Raw genomic sequence first — 25,523 nt, forward strand, 5'->3', positions numbered from 1 at the left:
TTCAGTTTTTGATGATGCCGAGAATCTCATCGACGAGTTTGTCGAGGTTGCTGCCGCGTACCAGTATTTTGTCCGCCGGAAACGCCGTGGAGCGGAATACCGCCTTGCGTTCTGCCGCCGTCTCCTTGCGGAAGCGCTTACTGTCCGGTAGATGTGTTTCCAGAATGGGCAGGGCGAACTCGGCACAGACCTTGTCGTATGCCTTGTAAAGTTCAGTCTTTTCGCGTCCGTCCACCATGTTCCACACGAGGTAAATCCCTTTGATGCCGGACTTGCCCGTGCTTATCATCTGTTCGTTGATGACAGTGGCGAACTTGATGGAACTCTCCATCACCACACGGTCGGCGATGATGGGCGTGAAGATATAGTCCATTTGGGAAATGGTCTGCACCACATCGGCATTGTTGATTGTTCCCGGCAGGTCGAAGAACACGAAATCGAGGTCGGGCTGCGCTGCCACCAGATTTTCGGCGGTCTTTACCGCATCTTCCGCACGGCTGCATCTGATGGTGTACGGGTTCTTCTTCAGTCGTTTGAGCTGCTCATACGCCAGCACCTTGTAATGCCCGTCCTCCATGACGGCTTTCATGTCACGCTTGCGCATGTCATGGATACTGTACTGCGGGAAATCGCAGTCCACCACGGCTACGTTGTAGCCTTTCACATAGTGCAGATAGCTTGCTACAAGCACTGTCAGGGTTGTCTTACCCGCTCCACCTTTCTGCGTGGAGATTGCCACATAAGTTGCTTCTTTCATTTTTTTGATAATTTATTTGGTTATACATCTGTCCGGTGGCGGTAGCGTATTGTCATTAGTACGTACGCACGCACTCCCATTCATTTATTTATTCACTCCTTAATCCGGCTGTGCCTGCGGGTATTCATCGGTTTGTCCAACCGTCCATGCTTTTATCCGTCCGCACGGACGTGTGCTTGGAAAACTATCTGAATACATACACCTGTTTTCAACCGTTTGGATTGATGCCCGGATTGCTGTCCGAACATCCGGCGGAAGGAGTGTATTTTCAGTCCCACATCCGAATCACACTGCAAATAAACAAGGATATTTTGGAACTTGTATCACTTCTCCGGCAAGTGGCAGCACGTTGCGCCGGTTGGCACTGATTGTCCGGGTCAAGCCTCTGTCGGACATCGCCTTAAGGGCGTAACTTTGCACCCGAACGGCAGGGTACGCCGCAGGTAGCGCAGCCCGGAGTTTGAAAGGAATCATCCCCAATCCGTCCCCGACGGATTTTTATGTTCACCTGAACATAGCAAGATGTCTTTTCAGCCGCTCAAAATATTTTGAGCAGCCACGAAAAGCACTTGCCCTTGCAGGGGGCGGGCTTTCCCTCCGAAGTCGGGAAGCCTTTCAGAACTGCGGTGCTGTAATCCGAAGCGGCGGCTTATGCCGTCAATCCGCTAAATCCAAAGTAATATGAAAGAGAAAAGGAAAAGCAAATCAGGGAGAAATCCCAAACTTGATCCGGCGGTGTACCGGTACACCGTCCGTTTCAACGAGGAGGAACACAACCGTTTCCTCGCCATGTTCGGAAAATCGGGTGTCTATGCACGGTCTGTTTTCCTCAAAGCGCACTTCTTCGGGCAACCGTTCAAGGTGCTGAAGGTGGACAAGACGTTGGTGGACTATTACACCAAACTGTCGGATTTTCATGCACAATTCCGTGCCGTGGGTACGAATTACAACCAAGTCGTGAAGGAACTGAGGCTGCATTTTTCAGAGAAAAAGGCGATGGCGTTGCTCTACAAATTAGAGCAACACACCGTCGAACTCGTGAAACTGAGCCGCCGGATTGTGGAACTTTCAAGGGAAATGGAGGCAAAATGGTCGCAAAAATCAGTGTAGGAAGTTCGTTGTACGGCGCGATTGCCTACAACGGGGAGAAGATTAACGAGGCGCAGGGGCGGCTTCTCACCACCAACCGCATCTACAATGACGGTTCGGGAACGGTGGACATAGGCAAGGCGATGGAGGGTTTTCTCACCTTCCTGCCACCGCAGATGAAGATCGAGAAGCCGGTGGTGCATATCTCTCTCAACCCGCACCCGGAGGATGTGCTGACCGATATTGAGTTGCAGAATATCGCCCGCGAGTATCTGGAAAAACTCGGTTTCGGAAACCAGCCTTATCTTGTATTCAAGCACGAGGACATCGACCGCCACCACCTGCACATCGTGACGGTCAACGTGGACGAGAACGGGAAAAGGCTCAACCGGGATTTTCTCTACCGCCGCAGCGACCGTATCCGCAGGGAACTGGAACAGAAGTACGGATTGCATCCGGCAGAACGTAAAAATCAGAGATTGGATAATCCGTTGCGCAAGGTGGCCGCATCGGCAGGTGATGTGAAGAAGCAGGTAGGCAACACCGTGAAGGCTCTGAATGGGCAGTACCGTTTCCAGACGATGGGCGAATACCGTGCGCTCCTTTCCTTATATAATATGACGGTGGAGGAAGCGAGGGGCAACGTGCGCGGACGGGAGTATCACGGGCTGGTCTATTCCGTCACGGACGACAAGGGTAACAAGGTGGGCAACCCGTTCAAATCCTCGCTTTTCGGGAAGTCCGCAGGCTATGAAGCCGTACAGAAGAAGTTTGTCCGTTCCAAATCGGAAATCAAGGATAGGAAACTGGCAGACATGACGAAACGCACCGTCCTTTCCGTGCTGCAAGGCACTTATGACAAGGACAAATTTGTATCCCAACTCAAAGAGAAGGGCATCGACACCGTACTGCGCTACACAGAGGAAGGGCGCATCTATGGGGCTACCTTCATCGACCACCGCACGGGATGCGTGCTGAACGGTTCGCGCATGGGTAAGGAGCTTTCGGCGAATGCCTTGCAGGAACACTTCACCCTGCCATACGCCGGACAACCGCCGATACCGCTATCCATCCCTGTGGATGCTGCGGACAAGGCACACGGGCAGACCGCCTACGACAGTGAAGATATATCGGGCGGTATGGGCTTGCTCACTCCCGAAGGTCCGGCGGTAGATGCCGAGGAAGAGGCTTTCATCCGGGCGATGAAGCGCAAAAAGAAGAAAAAACGCAAGGGCTTGGGTATGTAATCAGAGTATCAACAATTAAAAAATCAATGTATGTCACAACAAGAAGACGATTTGAGGGCATTGGCGAAAATCATGGATTTTCTGCGTGCCGTGAGTATCATTTTAGTGGTCATGAACGTGTACTGGTTCTGCTACGAAGCCATCCGGCTGTGGGGCGTGAACATCGGCGTGGTGGACAAAATCCTTCTGAACTTCGACCGCACGGCGGGGCTGTTCCATTCCATTCTCTACACGAAGCTGTTTTCCGTCCTTTTGCTTGCCTTGTCCTGTCTGGGTACGAAGGGTGTCAAGGGTGAGAAAATCACTTGGGGGAGAATCTGGACAGCATTTGCCGTCGGGTTCGTGCTGTTTTTCCTGAACTGGTGGTTGCTGCCCCTGCCGCTGCCGCTTGAAGCGGTGACGGGACTGTATGTCCTTACCATTGGAACGGGCTATGTCTGCCTGTTGATGGGTGGTCTGTGGATGAGCCGCCTGTTGAAACACAATTTGATGGAGGATGTTTTCAACAACGAGAACGAGAGTTTCATGCAGGAAACGAGGCTTATCGAAAGCGAGTATTCGGTCAATCTGCCGACACGTTTCTATTACAGGAAACGCTGGAACAACGGTTGGATCAATGTAGTTAATCCCTTCCGTGCGTCCATCGTGTTGGGTACGCCGGGCAGCGGCAAGTCCTATGCCGTGGTAAACAATTTTATCAAGCAACAGATTGAAAAGGGCTTTAGTCAATACATCTACGATTTCAAGTATCCCGACCTATCTACTATTGCCTACAACCATTTGCTGAACCACCCGGACGGCTACAAGGTAAAGCCGAAGTTCTATGTGATCAACTTCGACGACCCGCGACGCTCTCATCGGTGCAATCCCATTCACCCGGATTTTATGGAAGATATTACGGATGCCTATGAGAGTGCCTACACAATAATGCTCAACCTCAATAAAACGTGGGTGCAAAAGCAGGGCGACTTCTTCGTGGAGTCACCTATCATTCTGTTTGCCAGTATTATCTGGTATCTCAAAATCTATCAGAACGGGAAGTTTTGCACGTTTCCCCATGCTATCGAGTTTCTGAACCGCCGTTACGAGGATATATTTCCGATACTGACCTCTTATCCGGAGCTGGAGAACTACCTTTCGCCGTTCATGGATGCGTGGCTTGGAGGGGCTGCGGAGCAGCTCATGGGTCAGATAGCGTCGGCAAAAATCCCGCTTTCGAGGATGATTTCACCGCAGCTCTACTGGGTGATGTCAGACAGCGAGTTTACGCTGGACATCAACAATCCCGAAGAGCCGAAAATCCTCTGCGTGGGTAACAATCCCGACCGTCAGAATATCTACGGTGCGGCACTCGGTCTGTATAATTCCCGTATCGTGAAGCTCATCAACAAGAAGGGGATGCTGAAGTCATCGGTCATCATCGACGAGTTGCCCACAATATACTTCAAAGGGTTGGACAATCTTATAGCTACCGCCCGAAGCAACAAGGTTGCCGTGTGTCTGGGCTTTCAGGATTTCAGCCAGTTAGTGCGTGACTACGGGGACAAAGAGGCGAAAGTGGTGATGAACACTGTCGGCAATATTTTCTCCGGTCAGGTGGTGGGGGAAACAGCCAAGACGCTCTCCGAGCGGTTCGGTAAGGTGTTGCAGAAACGGCAGTCCATCTCCATCAACCGGCAGGATGTTTCCACCTCCATCAACACGCAGATGGACGCGCTCATTCCACCGAGTAAGATTTCCGGGCTTACGCAGGGAATGTTTGTCGGTTCTGTATCCGACAACTTCAACGAGCGTATCGAGCAGAAGATTTTTCATTGCGAGATTGTGGTGGATGCCGAAAAGGTGAAACGGGAAGAAAGTGCCTACAAGAAAATTCCCGTCATTACAAACTTCACGGACGAGGACGGCAACGACCGCATGAAGGAAACGGTGCAGGCGAACTACCGGCGCATCAAGGAAGAGGTGAAGCAGATTGTGCAGGAGGAACTGGAGCGTATCAAAAACGATCCGGTGCTGTGTAAACTGCTACCAGATAATGAGACTGTCTAACAAGTCCCCAAAATTGAAAATTATCCCTATCGAAGTTTGAAGTGACCCCCAAAAGTTGGATACAATTTTTTTGGGGGGCACTTCAGTTCTGACGGGTAAAATCGTAAAATTCGGACTTGTTAGACAAATACTTACGCGGTTTCAACCTCAGGTACTGAATCTATCGAATTGACAAATTTAACCAATTGCGGATCTGAATCTTTTTGTATGAGGTTTCGGAGACTCTTTTTCAATTCATAAGCATCATCCCCTGCTGTATTTATTAAATCCATATAAAAATCTTTGTTTTGCAGAATCAATGAACGGCATGCCCCATCGGAAATTACAGGTTTCACTATTTTATCAATAACGTCTCCAGCTTGACTTTTCAAATTACCATGCGATCTAAGCCATGTTTCGAAAAATTGAAACTTTATTGCATTGATAGTCTTTTTACCGATGCAGAAATCATTTCTTATATCGGTAACTGTCGATTTAATTTTTCGTTTATCCAATCTTTCAACTATATTCTTGAAACAATTAGGGAAAGGATTCAAACTTTGAGTTCCAGAAGCAATATCCATCAGAATCTTTTTGCCAAATTCAGTCAAGTTATCTGGCAAGGATTTGATTTTAGCCAGTAAATGTTTTATTGCGACAAACCAATAATATGATGTATGTGCTGTTCTTTGGGCGTATAATGTATCAACACTTATTTCAGACAACGCTTCGAACGCTATTTTATTGATATGATCGGTCAGGACATTGCTTATTTTAGTGGTCAAATCGTAAAAAGATGCGTCAGGAATTACATCTTTAATATTGTTCTTAGTGATATACTTATCCAAATCGGTATTCCACTCTGCTAAATGCTCGATAAATACCTCATCCGTTACACCTATTCTGTTCTTAATATCTTCAAATTGGGGCAATATGTCTGAGAGCAATAATTTATAGCCAAGTTTATGATTTACCATGTATTGTAGTGTTTCATTTAATAGCGGTATATTCCATCCCACACTATTTACTAATAAGTCTCCATGATCCACATAATAGTCCATGAGTTCTGCAACATATTTTATATCTCCACCCTCTATTAAGGAAACGGAATGACCATGTGCCAATTGCATGGCGACTAAATCGTAATATCCAGACTCTTTAATGTTTCGGCCATCAGTTTCTAATTCAGAATGCAACTGATTTATGTAGGTTGAATCTAACGTTACAGGTAAAGGTCTTTCTTCGTCAGATGCCAATAAACGATAGGTTGTAAATATAGCCCCTATATTATCTTTATTTACATTCTGTTCATCAATGCAATTCGTGATCGCTTGCAAAAGCGTTGGAAACGTATAGGTAGAATTATCTTTTAACGTTTTTACAATATCTGCATGGTCGAAATTATCGGGTAGTAAGTTTGCCAAATAATTATCGAGCGCCTCCGAATTTGTTGCTACTTGATAATATTTATATGCTTTAGTTGTCGCGTTATCCCGATAGGCAGCATCTGTTGCATTTGCAGCTTGAATATAATCGATAAATGTATTTGGCTTGACTGTTTTTGCTTCAATCAATGACGTAAAATCGCACGCCAACTTATTTTGCGCAATAAACCTGTCTATTGCATCTAACGTTTTGAAATAGTCGCCGCCATTGAAGTCATTGAACCGAACTATCTTCTTATATAATTGAGCAATCACATGGTTTTGGCTTTCCGTGTCTAAATGCAACAGCAGTTCTTGGTATTCGACAGGGAACACCTGCTTCTCTATGGATTCTTTTAATTTCAATTGTGCTATTCTTTGCCATACACGCAGAATAACATCGCTCTTTCGAGTTAATTTATGCAAACAATGTATAATCTTATCGATAAGCGCATTGTCCATACATTGTATAACTTCTTCTAATACAGTGTCAAATTGTTTATTAGTCTCTGCATATTGATTTATGTCGTGGTCTTCTTCTCCGTTGATGCAGCCTTCAATATATTTTTTCAATGGAATTTGTCGAGCATCTTCAACATCGACACCATATACCAAAGCTGCAATTTCGCGTTGTGTTTGCAGATCATTGTTAATTATTGTTTGAATGCCATTCAGATAGTCGCCGGACAATATTTGTTCTACTGGATTTGCCAGAATATCCGTCTTCTTCAAACAGAACAATGCTATGTTTATCATCAAAATTTCGTTACACCACTCTTGTTTAAGAGCGACCATCTCATTGATATATGATATAATTTCCCTAACATTGGCATTAGGATTTACCAATCTGAATATCCGATTTATAGTTTCTTTCGCTTCATTTTCTGTTTCTCCAAATGCTTCAACAAACAGTTTGTTGAATATACTTCGATAGTCGGTAATAACAGGAGGAGCAACACGATAAACAATAGGGAAAGTTTTATTGATAAAATACTTGGTCAGTTGTTTCGTTTGTTCGTCGGTCTCATCTCCGAATGCACAAGCTAAATGTGTTTCATCGAAAGGAATAACAGCCCAAACATTTTCAAAACCGCTATCGGCGAAGAACGTATGGATAGAAGACCATAATTCTTTTACTTTTTCAGCGGGGAGACGATCCATGTTGTCAAAAACAAGGACTAATTTACGTTGTCCTTTTTCCTTGATAAAATCAGAAATGTCTTGCATCCATGTTTTGAACTCGTAAACCGTTGGTTCGTCTTCGCTCAAAGTCTCATAGCAAACGTCCTTTTCGACTTTATCTTGATAAATAGCTAACATATAACTCCATCCATATTTATGATCTTTGCTATATGCCCATTTCCAAACGCACAATGCAATAAGAACTGGCAGTGCAGCTATGATAATAGACAATAAAGAAAACCACCATGTTGTGGGTGTAGGTTTTACTGCATACGCAATAAATGTAAATATCGGAGTTAAAACTGCAACCAAAAATGCCGCAACCATACCATTACTGATAAGGGGATATTTTTCGGTTACGGTCTCCGTTTTACGGGCTAATAAATATTTCAGCTTTTCAGACCATGATACGGTTTTCGTACCTCCACCTTTGACTTTTATTGTTGCATTTCCAGATAGGATACCATCATCAATAAGTTTGCTTGTAAGCAATTCCAATATAGAGCGGCGTTGCAAGTCCTCTTGATGTCCCCATGCGTCATACTCAAAAAAGTAATAGTCGTCTGATAATTCACGTTCCAACATTTTAACCACGTTGGATTTTCCAGATCCCCAAATACCTTCGATGCCGATAATTCGAGGTAAAGTACATTCCTCATCCAATGAATCATTCTGACAAAAATGGCGAGCAATAGTTTTTGCCAACCTTTCTTGCGAACCTCCATCGAATTTGTCAATACCACACGGTTTATTTTGGATAAACCGCGGATATTGCTGTTTGGATTGTAGTTTTGTTTCCATATACGTAATTTATTGATTATACGAACTCCAAATAATTCTCCCGATTTACCACATGAAACTCGGCATAGGGATAGGCTTCTTGGAAGGCTTTCGGTGCGGCCGGCATTTTATTTCCCCACTTGAACTCCAAGGCGGTAAGACTGTCGGCACTCTCCTCAATCAGGTCGATTTCCTGTTTGTCGTAGGTGCGCCAGAAATAGAACTCCCTGTGCAGTCCCTCATTGAAGTTCGCTTTGCGCCGCTCTCCGATGATGTAGTTCTCCCACAGCGCACCGACATCCTGCCGAATGGCCAGCGGTGAGAAAGCCCCGATAATGGCATTGCGAATGCCGTTGTCGTAGAAGTACCACTTGCCAGCTTTTGTAACCTCCTTGCGTAGGTTACGCGAATAAGCCCCCAGACGATAGATAACGAAGACCTTTTCCAATAGGTCGAGGTATTTTTCAACGGTCGTCTTGCTCATGCCGAGTTGTTTACCTAACTCTTCGTAAGAAACTTCGCTGCCCAACTGAAAAGCTATCAATCGCAGTAGATCGCGCATCTTGCTCGAATTTTTTAAGCCGTCAATTGCTAAGATATCTTTAAGCAGGTATGCACCGACAATATCACGTAGGTAGTCTGTTTTACGTTCATAGTTCTCCATCATTACTACTTCGGGATAGGAACCGTAAATCAAGCGCGCTTCGAGGTTCTGGCGGGTTTCAAGTGCCGTTTCCGTCTGTGCGATTTCCCGTTGCGAGAATGGTGTAAGGAGAAATTGCGTACTGCGGCCGACCAACGGTTCACCAGTCTTATTCAGCAAATCGAATGACGAAGAACCACTTGCCAAGACACTTATTCCCGGTATTTCATCAACTATCAACTTCAGAATACTACCGATTTGTGGTATGTTCTGTGCCTCATCAATAGCCAGCAAATCAATACCATCCAATAAATGCCGATAATTGGCTATTGAGCGATTCTCCAATAGTGCTAATGTGTCGTAGTCTTCGCCGTTGAGCATCATCGTCCTACCTGAATAGTTGTCCACAATTTTACGCATCATTACCGTTTTACCAACACGGCGAGCACCAAAAATCAGTACTGCTTTATTGGGCGCGATTCGTGCTGTAATCTTCTCTTGAAGTATTCTATTTACTGTTTCCATACCTTATAAAATATAATGCAAAGATAATCATATTTTTTTAATTGGCGAATTTTACAAAAAAAACGGGCTATTAAATGGCGATTTTTACAACCACAATCTTATGGAAGTTGTTTCATTGTTTTTAGTAATGATATATGTTCATACTATGATGACTCAATAATTTACCAGACATACGTTTCTGAAATTTGTCCTTATAGGAATGAAAAACTCACATATATTGTGCTAATTAATATATAATTAAATGAAAATAAAAAGACAGGATACGAGTATTCCTGTCTTCTCATATGTAATGGATATTTTTTTATTTTCTCATCCGCTCCAACTCCTCATCACGCAACATTCTCTCGTTCAGTTTTTCCTGCATCCTGTCAATGAAATAGGTGCGGCTTTCGTTCTTCCGGCGTTTGATATCAGTGTAGAAGCGGTAGCAGTCTTTAGAATCAACCCCGAATATCTTATAGAGAAGTGGGGCGAGCTGTTTGAGCGGCATATTGCCGTTGTTGATGCAGCCCATCACGTCTATGCCGTAGATAAGTTCCACGAGGTCGATGGCATTGCCCGTCCATTGAAGAAGGCTGGCGGTGGTTTCTGTTGCGTTGTTGGCGGATATTAGTGGTGGCACTTGGGGCGTGGCAAGGAATTTCTGCATCTTTCTTACGAAAGACAGAGCCTTGCTGACGTAGGCGGCAATCTCTCTTTTTTCTTCTGACAGATTACGTACGGGATGGTGCTGCAACTCGATTTCGATGTAGGCAAGCGCGATGACGGTAAGGTTCATGTCCATGCCGCCGTTGCACAGTTCGATCACTTGGGTGGCGAAAGCCGTGTATGCCGTTTCCATATTGCAGTCGCCGGCTTCGTTTATCAGGCGGAAAAAGTCGGTTTCCGCCAGCAAGAAATAATTCATGGTTCTGTCAATTTTGAAAATTACACTTTGTTTTCTGCGTGCGCACATGAATATAATTGGCAAAAAACGCGGCAGAAAATAAAAAATCCAACACTCAATTTTACAAAGTGCTGGATTTCAGAGGTATAAAATTCAGTATTTTTTCACAAGGACAAATTATCTCCGACTTAAATTGTTTGTAATCGGAACATTTATTCTATTCCTGAAAATAGAAATGTATGCTTGCCGCACATTTTGGCTATCTTGCTTTTTTATCAAGGATATAGATAATGCGACATACACCGTTGGGATAGCTTTTCAAAGAGGAAAGCGTCCAGTGTTGCTCTGGCAGAGCCGACTTAAAAAAATGTCGTCCGCTTCCGGATATGAAAGGAACGGTGTATAGTATGATTTCATCCACAGCGTGCATCCGCAGCAGTCCGTTTATATAGTCTGCCGTGTCCGGTGTGGCTTCCGCGAGGTAACGGATGTTTGTGCAGTCTTTTCTCCATTCGTGCAGCATTGAAATGGAATAGTCCGGTGTCACACGGTAAAAGGCTTTCTTCCTGATTTCATCAAGACCGCAACGGTCAAGGCACAAATCCTGATGTGCTTTATCATATAACTCTGAAGAAAGACATCCGTCCATCGTCAGTACGGCGAGAATCTGAACTTTACCCATAATCGTTTCCTTTCGTTAGGCAAGGGTAAAAAAGTAGCGTGCAATTCACACTACCTTCAAGCGATGGCTCTGGTAAAGCCTTTACGGAGAGTACGTGAATGCACGCTATGCGTAAGCATAGCATAAGCATCACGCAATCGTCTCCGTAGTTCCAATTTACCAGATTTTCGCTTGAAACGCCTTGCGGTCTTATCCTATATGTTGGCGGCGAAAAGCTCCTGCCAATCGCCGTTTTTCTCAAATGTTATGCAAAGATAGCCAAATTCAGTGAATTACGGGCTATGATTGCTTGAATTTATATTTAAGTCCATACTCTTCAAGTTTGCTGTATAGTGTTGTCCTGCCTATGCCGAGCAGTTCTGCGGCGACACTCCGGTTGCCGTTTGCCTGTTTCAACGCACGCAATATCCGCTCCTTATCCTCCGCGTCATTGCGCAAGGCGAAGCTGACAGTAGAGGTCGGTTTCGTCACGGCAAGTTCCAGATGCTCTTTCATGACAACACCTTCCTGCGCCTGCAATACAGCACCCATAACTTTCTGCCGAAGTTCCCGCACGTTGCCCGGCCATGCGTGTGTCAGCAACGCTTTACGTGCTTCGGAACTGAACCCGCTCACGCTACACTCCAGCTCTCTGTTTGCCATATCACGGAAGAACTCTGCCAGCGGCATAATGTCTTCTTGACAGTCACGCAACGGAGGAACGGTTATCCCGAAGTCGTGCAGGCGGTACAGAAGATCCTGCCGAAAACGCTTTTCATTCACCGATACCTCCAAATCTTCATTGGTAGCAGCGATGATGCGGACATTGAAATTCCGGTCTGCCTTGTCTCCGACCGGGCGATACCGCCTCTCCTGTATGGCACGGAGCAACATCCGCTGCATTTCCATCGGCAGGTTGGCCACTTCATCAAGAAACAATGTACCGCCATTGGCTTCTTGAAAATACCCAACATGGGTAGAATCTGCTCCTGTGAATGCACCTTTGATGTGTCCGAAGAATGCGGACAGTGCCAATGTCGGGGACAACGAACCACAGTCCACCGCCACGAAAGGCTTATCCGCACGTTTGCTCTGTGCGTGGATGTGTTGGGCAATATGTTCTTTGCCCGTACCGTTCTCACCTAATATCAATACACTCATACGGGTGGGTGCAACCAACCGGACACGCCGCTTGATTCCTTGATATGCCGTACCTTGCCGGACAAATATCGGGACTTGTTTGTTCCTTTTCTGTTCCTGTGCTTTGTGTATGGAGCGGATGAGAGGAACAAGCCTGTCCTCTACCAATTGCTTGGGAATATAGTCGGCGGAGCCGAGTTTCATACTTTCCACTGCCGTATGCACCTCGGCGTAATCGGTCATGATGATGAACGGCTGCGGCTTCCCTTCCTTGCGCATCCAACGCAACAGGTCGACACCCTCACCATCAGGTAGACGCAAGTCGGCAAGCACAGTATTATCTTCCTCTGCCTTTGCCAGCAATTTCTTGGCGGTAGAAAGCCGATACGCCTGCATGGTGTCGAAGCCGCCTTTCTTCAAGAAGTTGCAGACATAATCGTTATAAACGGGATTGTCCTCTACTACAATTACCTTCATAATCCGTCTTCCTTTCGTTTTTTAGCCTGTTCCACAATCTTGTCACCCATTGCCAATACTGCATTCACGGTGTGTTGAATCTCGTTATCGGAACATTCCGTGTCTGAATGCAGAAGTCTGTGCAGTTCCCATAGTGGTTTGTCCGCACGGATTACTGCCCACGAACTGCGTAAACGGTGTACCTGCATATCCAATTCTTTGCGGTCACACCGCTCTCCGGCATCGCTAATGGCTTGCATGTCCTTTTCCGTTTCGGTTTTCAGTTTGTCAAGCATAGTCACCTTGTCACCATACGCCAATAAAGAAGAAAGGTCAGGTTGTTTCTCTTTGTTATTTTTGACAGAAGATACTGAAAGGCATTTGCCCGACACCGCCAGCAGTTCCGACAGGCCGAACGGCTTGAACAGGCAGGCGGAAAAGCCATGAGCCAGCAGTTCTTCTTCGGTGCAGCTTCCCGAAGCAGTGGCGACAATCACAGGGATGGTCTTCGAGTTGCCGACGTGGGACGAGCGCAGCAGTTCCAATACCTCAAAGCCATTTATTTCCGGCATCTTCAAGTCTGTAATCAGCAGGTCGTAGTCCTTTGTCCGCATGGCTTCCATGAGGTCGCTTGTATTAGTGCACACATCACAACGGATACCGTAATGGGCATACATATCCATTGCCATCGAAAGAAGAATGTCGTTGTCATCCAACATAATGACCGAATAGGCACGTTCAGAATAAGGATATTGTTCTTGCACTTCTTTCTTTTCGATGACAGCAATATCAGCGGTTTGCATGGGTATTTCTATCGTGAAACGACTGCCCCGACCTTTCTTGCTTTCCAATCGGACAGTACCGCCTAACATATCCACGATGCGTTTCACGATGGATAATCCTAATCCGAAACCGTCCTGCGTGGCGGCGTTGGAGAGCCGTTCAAATGCTCCGAACACCCGTTGCTGTTCTTCTTCGCTCATACCGCTGCCTGTATCTTCCACCACAATGGAAAGGTTATTGCCGTTGTAGTCCATGCGGAGCGATACGCTTCCGGCTTGCGTGAACTTGATGGCATTGGATAACAGGTTTGCGGAAACCTGCATAATGCGCTCCTTGTCGCCCATGAGGATAACATCGGTATTGCATTCCACCGTCAAACACAAGTCCTTTGTCTCTGCCAATGGAGCAAATTCCGCCGATAAAGCGTCTGCCATGCCCTGCAAACGGAACGGGGAAGTATTCGCACTCTCCTTTCCACTATCCAACCGAAAGAAGTCAAGCAGCGTGTTCAACATGGCAATCATTCGTTGCGATGCCTGCCGGATATTGCCCGAATAGCGTTCCGTCTGCGTTGCATTTTCTCCGTTGGCTATCAGTTCCGCATAGCCGTGTATGGCGGTCAGCGGTGTACGCAGTTCATGAGTAATGGTGTGCATGGCTCTCTTGCGTGAGGAAATCAGTTCCCTGTTTCTCATATCCGATTCATGGAGTTGCCTTATCAGATTAACGGTCTTTGCCTTATACCGCTTTATGCGGCGTATGTCCCTGTGGATGATGATGTATGACACAACCAAAAGAAGAAAAAGAAATCCTGTCAGCCCTCCGATTTGAAAGAACGAGCGTTCACGCATGGCGGTTATCTCTGCCTCACGCTTTTGCAGGTCACGTTCTACTTTCCTGTCCATCTGCCCGATAAGCGATTGCAGTTGTCGATTCAATTCGCTGTTGCGCATGGCGAGGCTGTCGGCATGTTCCGACAAGCGGCGGCTTTGCGCCTGTTGTTGTGTAATCTCCTTGCGGTTCAGTGCATGGAGCATGGAGGTTGTGGCGGTCGGTTTCGACTTTTCTTTCTTGCCGAACAAGCCTAAGAAACCTTTGCGCTTCGTTTTCTTAGGCTGTTCCTGTGTGCTTTTTGCCGCAATGAAGGGTACACGCTTAGCAATTTCCCGATTCAAATTTTCCTGTTTATTCAATACTTCCACAATGCTACAAAGCAAATTTTCCTTGCTTTCTAACAAATGACGCACACTGTCTATCCGCTCTGCCGGATAAACGGTTTTGAAACGGCACAGCAGACTATCCACCGCCATGCGCCGGATATGGTAATGCTCCAAATCCTCGTCTTCCCACTCCAACACACTTTCGCCCAAAAGGGAAAGCCCCGTCATTTCCCCATAAACAAGATGCACTTCCTGACGAAAAGCATTTATACGTCGGTTCTCCGTTTCCAATGCTTCAATCTCTTTCCATTCATAAAACCACAGGTACATGATGCCGACTGCCAGCAGGCACATCAATAAATAACCTGCGGCAATCAGCGTGCGGAGAAATTTTGTTCCTATGGTACTTCTCATTTGATTATTCCTTTTTAATCATGCAGCCCGTAGTCCATCTAAAACCACAGGCTGCATACATTATAGCAATCTTTGTCAGCAATGACATTATCCCAAAGGATTGTCACCATCTTCGCCATTACCGGAACCGTCTGTGCTTCCGCCACCCTGCGCCGGGTCATCGTCCTTCGCATCGGCAGAAAGTTCAATCCATTCCAAATCATCGCTGTCCACAAGGGCACGGGTGTAGGTCTTGTTCGACAGCCGCTCCCGTTCGGGTGTGAACTGCACGCGCACCGCCTGCACCTGCTTGTCGAAGTCCGCCAAATCCTTCACGCCCTTCGTGTCGAGCGTGTAGCGGAAATAGCCCAGCCCCTTGATGTGGACGCTCTTGCCCTGCGCCATGCGCGTGTGCATCACGCCTGCGATGTCGCCCAACACGGCTTGCACGTCACTGTTACTTACTGTGAAGATTTTCGTCAAATCCTTTGCTATGGTCTCCGTTTCCACGGGCTTGCCCTGCACTACGGCTTGGGGATAGTAAACGCCCTGTTGCTTCTGAAACGCTTTTTCCCCAAAAGGCATAGTCTTACGTTTTTAATTGGTTGATGAATAATGTTTATTGTCTCACTCGGATGCCTTTGCAAGCATCCGTTTTGCTGTTGCCTGAACTAACCTCCACTCTTGATTTTCCGAAGTGCCACTTCGACCACCACAAAGTGGCACCTTGTGCGCCTCGAAGTGCCACTTTGTCTTTCACCAGCTTCCACCTCCCAACGCATGATACAGATTTATCATCCCCTGTATTTTGTCGAAATGATCGTTTGCTTCCGTCAGTTCAGCGGAGAGCAGGGATTGCTGAGCGGTAAGCACTTCCAAATAGGTGGTGCTACTGCTGTGTTCCATCAGCTGGCGGGTACTTTCCACGGTGCGGCGCAGAGCGGCTATCTGCTTGCCATCAAGTTGCAAACGGCGGTCGGCTGTCTGCCATTGTGCAAGAGCATCGTTCACCTCGCTACCCGCTTTCAGCAGACTTTGCTGGAAAGAGAGTAACGCTTCCTGTTGCTGTGCCTTGGCGATGCGCAGGTTGGCGATGTTACGCCCACGGTTGAAGAGGGGGTGTGTCAATGAGCCGACTGCACTCAGTAGCCAGCGTCCGGGATTGATAATGGCGGCACCGGTACTGTTTGTCCAACCTGCAGACCCGCCCAGCGTAATGCTGGGATAAAAGGCGGAGCGGGCGGCACCGGTGGCATAGAACGCCTGTGCCAGCGATGCTTCTGCCTGACGGATGTCGGGACGGCGGGCAAGCAACTGCAGGGGTACACCTACGGAGAGTGTATCGGGAAATTGCTGTTCTGTCAACGTACCGCGTTCGATATGGGAAGGCACATCGCCTAAGAGCAAGGAGATGGCATTTTCCTGTTTCTTGACTTGCTGTTCCAGAGTAAGCACATTCGTTTCCACGGTAAGCAGGTTGGCACGTGCCTGCTGCACGGCAGCTTCGGTGGTGTTGCCGAACTGCTTTTGCAGTTCCAACGTGCGCAACGACTCGCTCCAACTCTCGGCGGTGCAGCGGTTGATGTCGAGTTGTACATCCAACATCAGCAAGTTGTAATAACTGTTGGCAATTGTGGCGATGAGTTGTGTCTGCACTGCCTGCCGGTAAGCGCGGCTCTGCTCTAAGGCGGCACGGGCACCACGTTTGGCATTGGTCAGCTTGCCGAACAAGTCCAGCTCCCACTCGGCGGAAGCAGCAAGGGTGTAGGTCTTGGTCGTCTTGCTACCATCGAAGCTACTCAACGTACCTTGCGGGGCAAGCGACACTGAGGGCAGGTAGGCAAGGCGCGAAGACATCAGCGTGGCTTCTGCCTCCACCACTTTCAGACGTGCGACGTTAAGGTCGTTGTTATTCTCCAGTCCTCGCCGGATGAGGGATTGCAAGCGTGTGTCGGTGAACAGTTCGCTCCAATGCAAGGAGGCGATGGAGGCTGTGTCTTCCGCTTGTATGTCGGTGCCATACAGCCCATCGGTTTTCACTTCCTCCGGACGGGAGTAAGGTTTATAGACTCCGCACGAGGCAAGCAGCAGTGCGGTAACTGTTGTCAGTAATATATTTCTCATGATTCCTTTTCCTTTTTATGTTTCTTCAAATCTTCCATTTCACCTTGTATCGACCATTCGCCGGAGGAAACAGCCTGCATGGGACGTACCTTCTCTTGCAACCACTGGAAAGCAATGAACAGTGCCGGAACCACAAATAGCAAGGCAAGTGTACCGACCAGCATACCACCCACCGCACCGGAACCCAACGTGCGGTTACCGTTGGCTCCTACTCCCGTTGATACCATCAGCGGTAGCAGTCCGAACACCATTGTAAGGGCTGTCATTAGGATGGGGCGCAATCGCACCTTGGCGGCTCCAACGGCAGCTTGTATCAGCGACATGCCCGCCTGTCGGCGTTTGACGGCATATTCCGTTATCAGGATGGCGGTCTTTGCCAGCAATCCGATGAGCATAATCAAACCGGTCTGCATATAGATGTTATTCTCCAATCCCATCAGCTTGGCAAACAGGAAACTGCCCAGCAAGCCGAAAGGAAGGGCGAGCACCACGGCAAACGGGATGAGGAAACTTTCATAAAGTGCGCTCAGGATGAGATAGACCAGCACAAAGCAAATGGCGAAGATAATCACCGTGTTGCTGCTCGACTGACTTTCCTCGCGGGTGATGCCGCCAAACTCGTAGGTATAGCCTTTGGGCAATGCCGTGGACGCCGCTTCGCCGATGGCACGGATGGCGTCGCCGGAAGAATAGCCGTCGGCAGCCGAACCGTTGACCGCAATGGAGCCATAGAGGTTGAAGCGGTTGAGCGACTGTGGCCCGTAGGTCTTGGTAAGCCGGGCAAACTGGCTGATGGGAGCCATTTCACCGTTGCCGGTACGCACATAGAGGTGGTTCAGCGATTCCGGTGTGACCCGTGTGTCCGGCTCCGCCTGTATCATGACACGGTAGAGCTTGGAGAAACGGTTAAAATTGGAGACATACTGCCCGCCATAGTAACCGGACACCGTGGAAAGCACCTCTGCCGGAGAAAGCCCCGAACGTTCGCAACGGGCGGCATCAATGTCCAGCGTATATTGCGGATAGTCTGCTGAAAAAGCGGTATAGGCAGTCCCGATTTCCGGGCATTGGCTCAGGGAGGCAATGAATCCCTTGGTGGCATCGTCCAACTCACTGACAGGTTTGCCCGTCTTGTCCTGCACGTGCAGTTCAAAACCGTTCACCATGCCGTAGCCGTTAATCATGGGCGGGGCGGCGGCAAATAACTGCGCATCCGGTATTTTCTGTGAAAGGGTGTTGATGCGTCCGATGATAGAGTTTACATCATCTTCCTTGCCGTCACGTTCCGACCAGTCGCGCAGGGAGATGATAATCAGTCCCGCACTGGCTCCCGAACCGCTGAGCGAATATCCGCTGACGGTGGCATAATGCTTCACCTGCGGCATTTGTTGGATTTCCTTTTCCAACTGCGCCAATACTTGGGTGGTGCGGAAGAGCGAAGTGCCCGGCTTGGTATTGACGCTCACCATGACCGTACCCGTATCTTCATCGGGCACAAGTCCGGTCTTGGTAGTGCGCATCAGCACCACCACCAGCGCCACCGTAGCCACCAGCAGTCCCCATGTCACCACCCGATGGCGGCAGAAGTAGATGACACCCCGAACGTACCGCTTCACCAAGACCTCGAAAGCCGCATTGAACGCCTTGCGGAAGCGTGCCGAAAAACCGCTTTTCTCTTTGCCGTCCGCATCTATATAAGGTTCAAGCAGTAAGGCACACAGAGTCGGTGAAAGTGTCAAGGCATTGACTGCCGACAGTCCGACCGCCACCGCCATCGTGATGCCGAACTGCGTATAGAATACGCCGGACGTGCCGCCCATCATGGAAACCGGGATGAATACCGCCATGAACACCAGCGTAGAGGTGACGATGGCAGCCGTAATGCCCGACATGGCTTCGTTCGTCGCCATATACGATGAGTAGTAACCGGCATCGAACTTCGCCTGTACTGCCTCGACTACCACAATGGCATTGTCCACCACCGTACCGATGGCAAGCACCAGTGCGAACAGCGTCAGCAAGTTGATGGAAAAGCCCGCCACCGCCATGAAAGCGAACGTGCCGACCAAAGAGACGATAATGGATATGGTGGGAATCAGTGTCGAACGGATGTCCTGCAAAAACACATAAACCACCAGTACAACGAGAATGATAGCCTCTATCAGCGTCCAAAGCACATTCTCGATGGAGGCAAAGAGAAAGTCGTTCACGCTCAACAAGCTGGCAAACTTCAATCCTTCAGGCAAGTCTTCGGATATTTCATCTATCAGCGCATCAATCTCCTGTACCACCTCCGTAGCATTGGAACCGGCACTCTGGTAAGCCTCGGTGATACATCCCGCATGACCGTCCGTCATGGCACGATAGGTATAGGCTTCATCACCCAACTCGATGCGGGCAATATCTTTCAGACGCAAGATTTCTCCGTTGGAAAGCGAACGGATAACAATATCACCAAACTCTTCGGGCGTGGAGAAGCGTCCCCTATATTTGATGGTATATTCGTAGGCATTCTCGTGGTTCTCGCCGAAAGCACCCGTAGCCGATTCCAAATTCTGCTTTTCGAGGGCATTGGTCACGTCTGACGGTATCAGTTTGTACTGCGCCATCACGTCCGGTTTCAGCCAAATGCGCATGGAATAGTTGGATGCCAATACATTGAACTCACCCACACCGGCAATACGCTTGACGCGCGGCTCCACATTTATCTTCATGTAGTTGTTGATAAACTGCATATCGTATGAATCGTCCGGGCTGTAGAGGGCGACCACCTTCAATAGCGACTTCTGTTGTTTCTGCGTCTGCACCCCGATTTTGGTTACTTCGGCAGGAAGCAATCCCTGTGCCTTCGATACGCGGTTTTGCACATTGACTGCCGCCATGTCGGCATCAGTTCCCTGACGGAAATAGACATTCACTGTAACATCTCCCGTATTGGAGGCTTCCGAATGGATGTAGCTCATGTTCTCCACACCGTTGATGGCTTCCTCCAACGGGACAATGACCGACTTCTGCACCGTTTCGGCATTGGCACCGGGATAAGAAGTCGTTACTTGCACCGTGGGCGGCGCAATGTCTGGATATTGCTCCACAGGCAGCCCCGTCAGGGATATGATGCCCAACAAAACAATAATTACGGAAATAACGATGGAAAAGACCGGGCGGTCTATAAAGAATCGTAAATTCATAACTTCTTCCTCCTCTTATTACGGTTTTAAGGTTACGGCATCGCCGTTATTGAGCAAGCCTACGCCTGTAGTCACAATCACATCGCCAACATCCAATCCGGAAGTGACGGTATAGCGGATGCCGTCATGCACCGGATTGACTTCAATACGGGTAGCCACCGCCTTGCCATTCACTACCCGATAGACAAACAGCTTGTCCTGCAATTCGTAGGTGGCTTCTTGCGGAATGGGAATAGCATCCTGCAAGGTCTGCGGGATAAGTATATTTCCCGTGCTTCCGCTCAGCAGCACCCGTTCGGCGTTGGGGAATACGGCACGCAAGGAGCCACTTCCGGTCTGTCGGTCAAGTACGCCGCTGATGCTCTCAATACGCCCTTCCTTTTCATAGATAGTTCCATCACCCAGTTGCAGACGGACGGCAGGCATCTCTTCCAAGGTTCGGTTGATGGAGCCGTAACAGCGTATCAATGACTGCAATCGCTGCCCCGACATGGAGAAATAGACATACATCTCCGAATTATCCGATACGGAAGTAAGCGGTTGTGCCGAACCGGAACTGACCAATGTGCCCACGCGGTAAGGGATGGTGCCTATTACTCCGTTTGCGGGACTCTTTACTTCTGTATAAGAAAGGTCGTTGTGGGCATTCACCTCCTGCGCTTTGGCTTGTTCCAACGCGGCTTCGGCCACGAGAAGCGCATTGCGGGCTGTGGAGAGGTCATATTCCGAAATGACCTTTTCACGATGAAGTGCCTGCTTGCTTTCGTAGGTCAGCCGGGCGGTCTGTACCTGTGCTTCGGCAGAATGGACATTGGCAATAGCTGTCCGCAGGGCTGCTTGGTAAGGAACTTGGTCTATAATAAACAACCGTTCACCCCGACGTACCTCTTGCCCTTCTTTCACGCATACCTGTTGTATCGTCCCGGACACCTGCGGATAGATTTCAATGTCCTGCCTTCCCTGTACGGATGCGGAATAAGATTCGGTCAGCGTCACTTCTCCTTTTCCTACGGTCATGACCGAATAATTGACTTCTTCCTGCTCCGGTTCCGTTTGGTGACAGGCAGTAAATGATGTTGAACAGAGTATCAACGTACTCAAGAAATACTTTTTCATAAGTTCGATATGTTTTTGTTGTTTCTGTTTAGCAGATAATAAACTAAAATAAGGATTTGTGTCATTATTTCCGATAGGGGAACTGACAGCCAAAGTCCCGGAACGCCGATGACACGCGGTAACACAAGAAAAGCCGGAACTACGAAAACAAGACCTCGCAATAGCATGAGCAAGATGGCGGTCTTGAAACATCCAAGGCTTTGATAGTACCCCACACATACCAAATTGAGAGCGAAGAACAGAAATGCGACAGAGAAATAGGGAAGTCCCTCTTGTGCGATATTAGCGGCGGCATTTGATAGACGTTCAAACGCACCGAACGCTTGTTTCTGTTCCTCTTCTGTCATGCCTGTACCTGTATCTTCAACGACCAGTGTCAGAACTCCATTATCATATTCAGTAATCAAAGAAACACCGCCTTCTTCTGTGAACTTGACAGCGTTTGACAGCAGGTTATTCCCGATTTGTATTATTCGCTCTTTGTCGGTCAATACAATGGCATCGTGTCCAGTCTTCACGGACAAGGACAGCCCTTTGTTCACGGCAACAGGCATGAACTCCGTTTCAAGTGTGTGCGTGATTGCTGAAATCCGGCAGGGTGACAGACGGGGCTGTTCCTTGCCGTTGTCCAGGCGGAAGAAGTCAAGCAAAGTGTTAAGCATATCCCGCATACGGTCGGAGGATTGCAGTATGTTTTGGATATACTGCCCGGACTTATCCTCACACTGTTCTTTCCGTATCAGTCCGGCATAGCCTGTTATTGCTGTCAGCGGTGTGCGCAGTTCATGGGTGATAGTATGTACCGCCTTCTTCCTTGACGTTATCAGTGCCTCGTTCCGTTGTACGGATTGTTCCAGTTGCCTTATCAAATCAGTTGTCTTGTGCTTGTATTGTTTAATGCTTTTTGCATCACGATGTATGATGATGTAGGAAATTAACAACAATAGAAGAACGAATCCCATTAAACCGCCTACTTGCATAAATGACTTTTCACGCATGGCAACTATTTCGTTTTCCCGGCTTTGCAGTTCGGTTTGTACCTTTTCTTCTATTTGGCAAATCAATTCTTGCAGTTGTCTGTTAAGTTCTGCATTACGAGCTGCAAGGCTGTCGGCTTGTTCCGACAATTGGCGATCCTGCACTTTCTGTTCGCTGATTACGTTTCTATTGACCGAATGAAGGATAGTGGTTGATACTGCTGGAGTTACTTCCTTTTTTTTGCCGAATATGCCTAAGAAACCTTTTCGTTTTGGCTTTTTGGACTGTTCCTGCACACTTTTCTGTACAATAACCGGAATTTGATTGGCTATCTTCTTGTTAATAGATTGTTGTTCATCCATTAACCGGACTATCTGGAACATCTGTCGTTCCTTATCCTCTAAAAGACTGCGCACACTATCGATGCGCTCTGCTGGATAGGTGGCCTTGAAACGGCAGAGCATACTGTCCATTGCCATACGCCGTGCATGGTAATGCTCGATATCTTTATCGTTCCATTCCAGTATTGTTTCACCCAATAGAGAAAATTTTATCATTTGAATATTGATATTGTTTATTTCTTTTCGGAGCTCGTCTATTTTTTTATTGCCAAGTTCTAATGCTTCTATCTCCTGCCATTCATAGAGGCTATTATATGCCATACATCCGATAAGAATGGAGATAAGTATATATCCCAACCGTATTGCCTTATAGAAATTTCCTGACCGCTCCATTATTTTAATGACATTGATTTTTGGAACATGAATAAAAGTTTATCTTTTTCGTTCATGCGGATATTATCAGAATAACCGTCTTTTGTTATTTGATACCCACATGGCTTAACCATAAAAATGCCTAAGCCCTTAGTGTACGAACTTACTTCTGAGGCATAGTCTTTACTTGTATTTAATGGAACTTTCCCTTTAATATGACACCACTCATTATTACAACTGATGTCTTCAATCTCAGACATCAGTTTTTGCAAATCTGTAATAGCTTTGGAACTCGCTACTTGGGGTATCTGCAACTCAAAACAGAGCATCGGTTCGAGAATGTCCACACCTGACTGTTGCAAAGCCAGCCTGAAGACATAAGGGGTCAGCTGTCTGAAATCAGCAGGTGTACTTACCGGGCTATAATACTCGGCTTGAGTAAAAGTTACTTTCAGATCTGTCACTTCCCATCCATGTAAACCAGATTGGCAAGACATACGAATCCCTTCAAAAACGGCATTTTGAAAAGAATGGTTCAGATAACCATAGGAGATGTCACTTTCGATTTGCAACCCTGCCCCTAACGGTAAGGGTTCAAGAGTCAGCCCTATTGTGGCCCAGTAAGGGTTGGGTGGTACTTCGATCTGAATAATCTTATTGACCTTTTTTATAGGTCGTTCTTTGTAGATAGTCTTGATCTCATCAAAATGGACCTTTACGGAAAATCGTTCTTCCAGCAATGTCTGTATGATTTCCTTTTGGGTCAAACCATATAACGAGATTTCCAATTCATCACTATATGAGTTTATGGAAAAGGACAAAGACGGGTCTTCAATCCACAATGTATTCAGAGCGGATATCACCTTGCTTCTCTCTTCGGGCTTATTTGGCCGGACGGAGGATTTGAGAGCGGGATGCTGATGAGATAATCCTTGAATCAAACAAGGTTTAGCACCTAAATAATCTCCGATTCGAAAATCTTCTATATCTTCTACAATCGCGATATCATTGGCACCCACTTCATCAACATTTATCTCTCTGCCCTGATAAATAGTCTTTAGATTTTTAATCTTGATGAATTTTTCCGAATCGTTGATTCTTACAACGTCTCGAAGTCTCAGACTTCCGTCAATTATTTTAAGAAAACTTCTTTTATGCCCTTTGGGGTCATGCTCTATCTTATAGAGATAAGCTGAAAGTCTGTTTGAGACTGATGCCGGAGGAAGTATAAAAGAAGAAATGGCGTCCAACAACTCATTGATACCGATATTGAACATTGCTGATCCATGTAGCACCGGATAGACTTTGGCTTTTGCCACAAGAGCGATTATCGTATTCCAATAATCAGCCGGTGAAATTTCGCTATCCGCCAAATATCGTTCTAATATATCGTCGTCATGGTTGCATACAAATTCTTTGTATTCTTCCTTTATATATGTTTGGGAGCAAACCGGATAAACCGATCCATCGACAACAGTTTGCATAAACAGGACATCTTGCGACAGATTTGTTTTTATATCCATATACAAACGCTCCAAATTCACACCGGCACGGTCAATCTTATTGATAAATATAATTGTCGGGATTTGCAGCTTTTGTAAAGTACTGAACAGCAACTTTGTCTGCGCTTGTATGCCTTCCTTTGCGGATAAGATGAGGACTGCTCCATCAAGCATTTTGAATGTCCGCTCCACTTCCGCAATAAAATCCATGTGTCCCGGAGTGTCAATGATATTGCATTTCACTCCATTCCAGATAATAGATGTCGTAGAAGCCCGGACAGTAATTCCTCTACGTTTCTCTATATCCATAGAGTCCGTTATGGTGTCACCATTATCCACACGGCCGCACTTTTCCGTTGCTCCACTGGCAAACAGCAGATTCTCGGTTACGGAAGTTTTTCCTGCATCAATGTGAGCAAGAATTCCTAAATTTATAATATTCATTTGGATTAAGCAATAATATACTACAGTAGATGCATTGTCGAAACGCACCTTTTAATACCTCCTCGTAGCATATGAGAACTACAGGATTACTAACTCGTATTAATATGTATATTATTACTGCCGCATAACGATTACAAAATTACACAAAAAAATATATCTAACAAAAGTGGGAGGATTTTTTAACTTTTTACCATAGACATTTTATTAGGGAAGCGTAGGTTCAACTGGCAAGTACAAATAAGTAGAAATGTTTGAACAACACCGTTTTAGGAAGTTGAAAAATCAAGTTTCTCTCTCGGTATAG

The 25,523-nt window shown here is 47.0% G+C and carries 17 protein-coding genes; 4 read left to right on the forward strand and 13 right to left on the reverse strand.

All coding sequences use genetic code 11. The annotated features are described in order from the left end of the window. Position 1: 1 nt before the first annotated feature. On the reverse strand, positions 2-757 hold the full coding sequence (locus RB604_RS00740) for a ParA family protein (protein ID WP_005643916.1): 756 nt from the start codon (positions 755-757) through the stop codon (positions 2-4). A gap of 146 nt (positions 758-903) precedes the next feature. Between RB604_RS00740 and RB604_RS00745 the strand changes: the two genes are divergently transcribed. From RB604_RS00745 to mobC, 4 genes are all read left to right on the forward strand, one after another. After that, complete coding sequence (locus RB604_RS00745; protein ID WP_032595732.1) at positions 904-1,125, forward strand: hypothetical protein; 222 nt, start codon at positions 904-906, stop codon at positions 1,123-1,125. A gap of 313 nt (positions 1,126-1,438) precedes the next feature. Then, on the forward strand, positions 1,439-1,867 hold the full coding sequence (gene mobA, locus RB604_RS00750; protein ID WP_004291488.1) for a conjugal transfer protein MobA: 429 nt from the start codon (positions 1,439-1,441) through the stop codon (positions 1,865-1,867). Next, on the forward strand, positions 1,846-3,093 hold the full coding sequence (gene mobB, locus RB604_RS00755) for a conjugal transfer protein MobB (RefSeq protein WP_004291483.1): 1,248 nt from the start codon (positions 1,846-1,848) through the stop codon (positions 3,091-3,093). Before mobA ends, mobB begins: the two co-directional genes overlap by 22 nt. Before the next feature lie 30 nt (positions 3,094-3,123). Beyond that, positions 3,124-5,142: a conjugal transfer protein MobC gene (gene mobC / locus RB604_RS00760; protein WP_004291482.1), complete on the forward strand. Its 2,019-nt coding sequence runs from the start codon at positions 3,124-3,126 to the stop codon at positions 5,140-5,142. A gap of 131 nt (positions 5,143-5,273) precedes the next feature. Here mobC and RB604_RS00765 read toward each other — a convergent pair whose 3' ends face one another. The 12 genes from RB604_RS00765 to tet(Q) all read right to left on the reverse strand — a co-directional run bounded on the left by RB604_RS00765 (position 5,274) and on the right by tet(Q) (position 25,219). Continuing rightward, on the reverse strand, positions 5,274-8,528 hold the full coding sequence (locus tag RB604_RS00765) for a P-loop NTPase fold protein (RefSeq protein ID WP_004291481.1): 3,255 nt from the start codon (positions 8,526-8,528) through the stop codon (positions 5,274-5,276). Between the two features lie 16 nt (positions 8,529-8,544). After that, a complete protein-coding gene (locus RB604_RS00770; RefSeq protein ID WP_004291480.1) occupies positions 8,545-9,675 on the reverse strand; it encodes an ATP-binding protein in 1,131 nt (376 codons plus the stop codon). Between the two features lie 301 nt (positions 9,676-9,976). Beyond that, complete coding sequence (locus RB604_RS00775) at positions 9,977-10,582, reverse strand: RteC domain-containing protein (protein ID WP_004304269.1); 606 nt, start codon at positions 10,580-10,582, stop codon at positions 9,977-9,979. A gap of 238 nt (positions 10,583-10,820) precedes the next feature. After that, positions 10,821-11,243, reverse strand: coding sequence for a dihydrofolate reductase family protein (locus RB604_RS00780; protein ID WP_004291474.1), 423 nt, complete (start codon positions 11,241-11,243; stop codon positions 10,821-10,823). A gap of 279 nt (positions 11,244-11,522) precedes the next feature. Then, positions 11,523-12,839, reverse strand: a complete 1,317-nt coding sequence (locus tag RB604_RS00785) for a sigma-54-dependent transcriptional regulator (RefSeq protein ID WP_117588719.1) — start codon at positions 12,837-12,839, stop codon at positions 11,523-11,525. After that, the gene (locus tag RB604_RS00790) at positions 12,836-15,175 is read right to left on the reverse strand and encodes a hybrid sensor histidine kinase/response regulator (RefSeq protein WP_117588718.1); all 2,340 of its coding nucleotides are present in this window, start codon (positions 15,173-15,175) and stop codon (positions 12,836-12,838) included. Before RB604_RS00790 ends, RB604_RS00785 begins: the two co-directional genes overlap by 4 nt. Before the next feature lie 87 nt (positions 15,176-15,262). After that, on the reverse strand, positions 15,263-15,739 hold the full coding sequence (locus RB604_RS00795; RefSeq protein ID WP_117588717.1) for an HU family DNA-binding protein: 477 nt from the start codon (positions 15,737-15,739) through the stop codon (positions 15,263-15,265). Between the two features lie 171 nt (positions 15,740-15,910). Then, positions 15,911-17,278: an efflux transporter outer membrane subunit gene (locus tag RB604_RS00800; protein WP_117588716.1), complete on the reverse strand. Its 1,368-nt coding sequence runs from the start codon at positions 17,276-17,278 to the stop codon at positions 15,911-15,913. Beyond that, positions 17,275-20,466, reverse strand: coding sequence for an efflux RND transporter permease subunit (locus tag RB604_RS00805; protein WP_117588715.1), 3,192 nt, complete (start codon positions 20,464-20,466; stop codon positions 17,275-17,277). Before RB604_RS00805 ends, RB604_RS00800 begins: the two co-directional genes overlap by 4 nt. 18 nt (positions 20,467-20,484) lie before the next feature. After that, entirely contained in the window at positions 20,485-21,582 is a 1,098-nt protein-coding gene (locus tag RB604_RS00810; RefSeq protein ID WP_117588714.1) for an efflux RND transporter periplasmic adaptor subunit, read from the reverse strand. After that, the gene (locus RB604_RS00815) at positions 21,579-23,294 is read right to left on the reverse strand and encodes a sensor histidine kinase (protein ID WP_370527591.1); all 1,716 of its coding nucleotides are present in this window, start codon (positions 23,292-23,294) and stop codon (positions 21,579-21,581) included. The genes RB604_RS00810 and RB604_RS00815 overlap by 4 nt, the downstream gene beginning before the upstream one ends. Next, a complete protein-coding gene (tet(Q), locus tag RB604_RS00820; protein ID WP_004291466.1) occupies positions 23,294-25,219 on the reverse strand; it encodes a tetracycline resistance ribosomal protection protein Tet(Q) in 1,926 nt (641 codons plus the stop codon). Before tet(Q) ends, RB604_RS00815 begins: the two co-directional genes overlap by 1 nt. Positions 25,220-25,523: the final 304 nt, after the last annotated feature.

The organism is Bacteroides salyersiae (assembly GCF_031172035.1).
Classification (GTDB): Bacteria; Bacteroidota; Bacteroidia; order Bacteroidales; family Bacteroidaceae; genus Bacteroides; species Bacteroides salyersiae.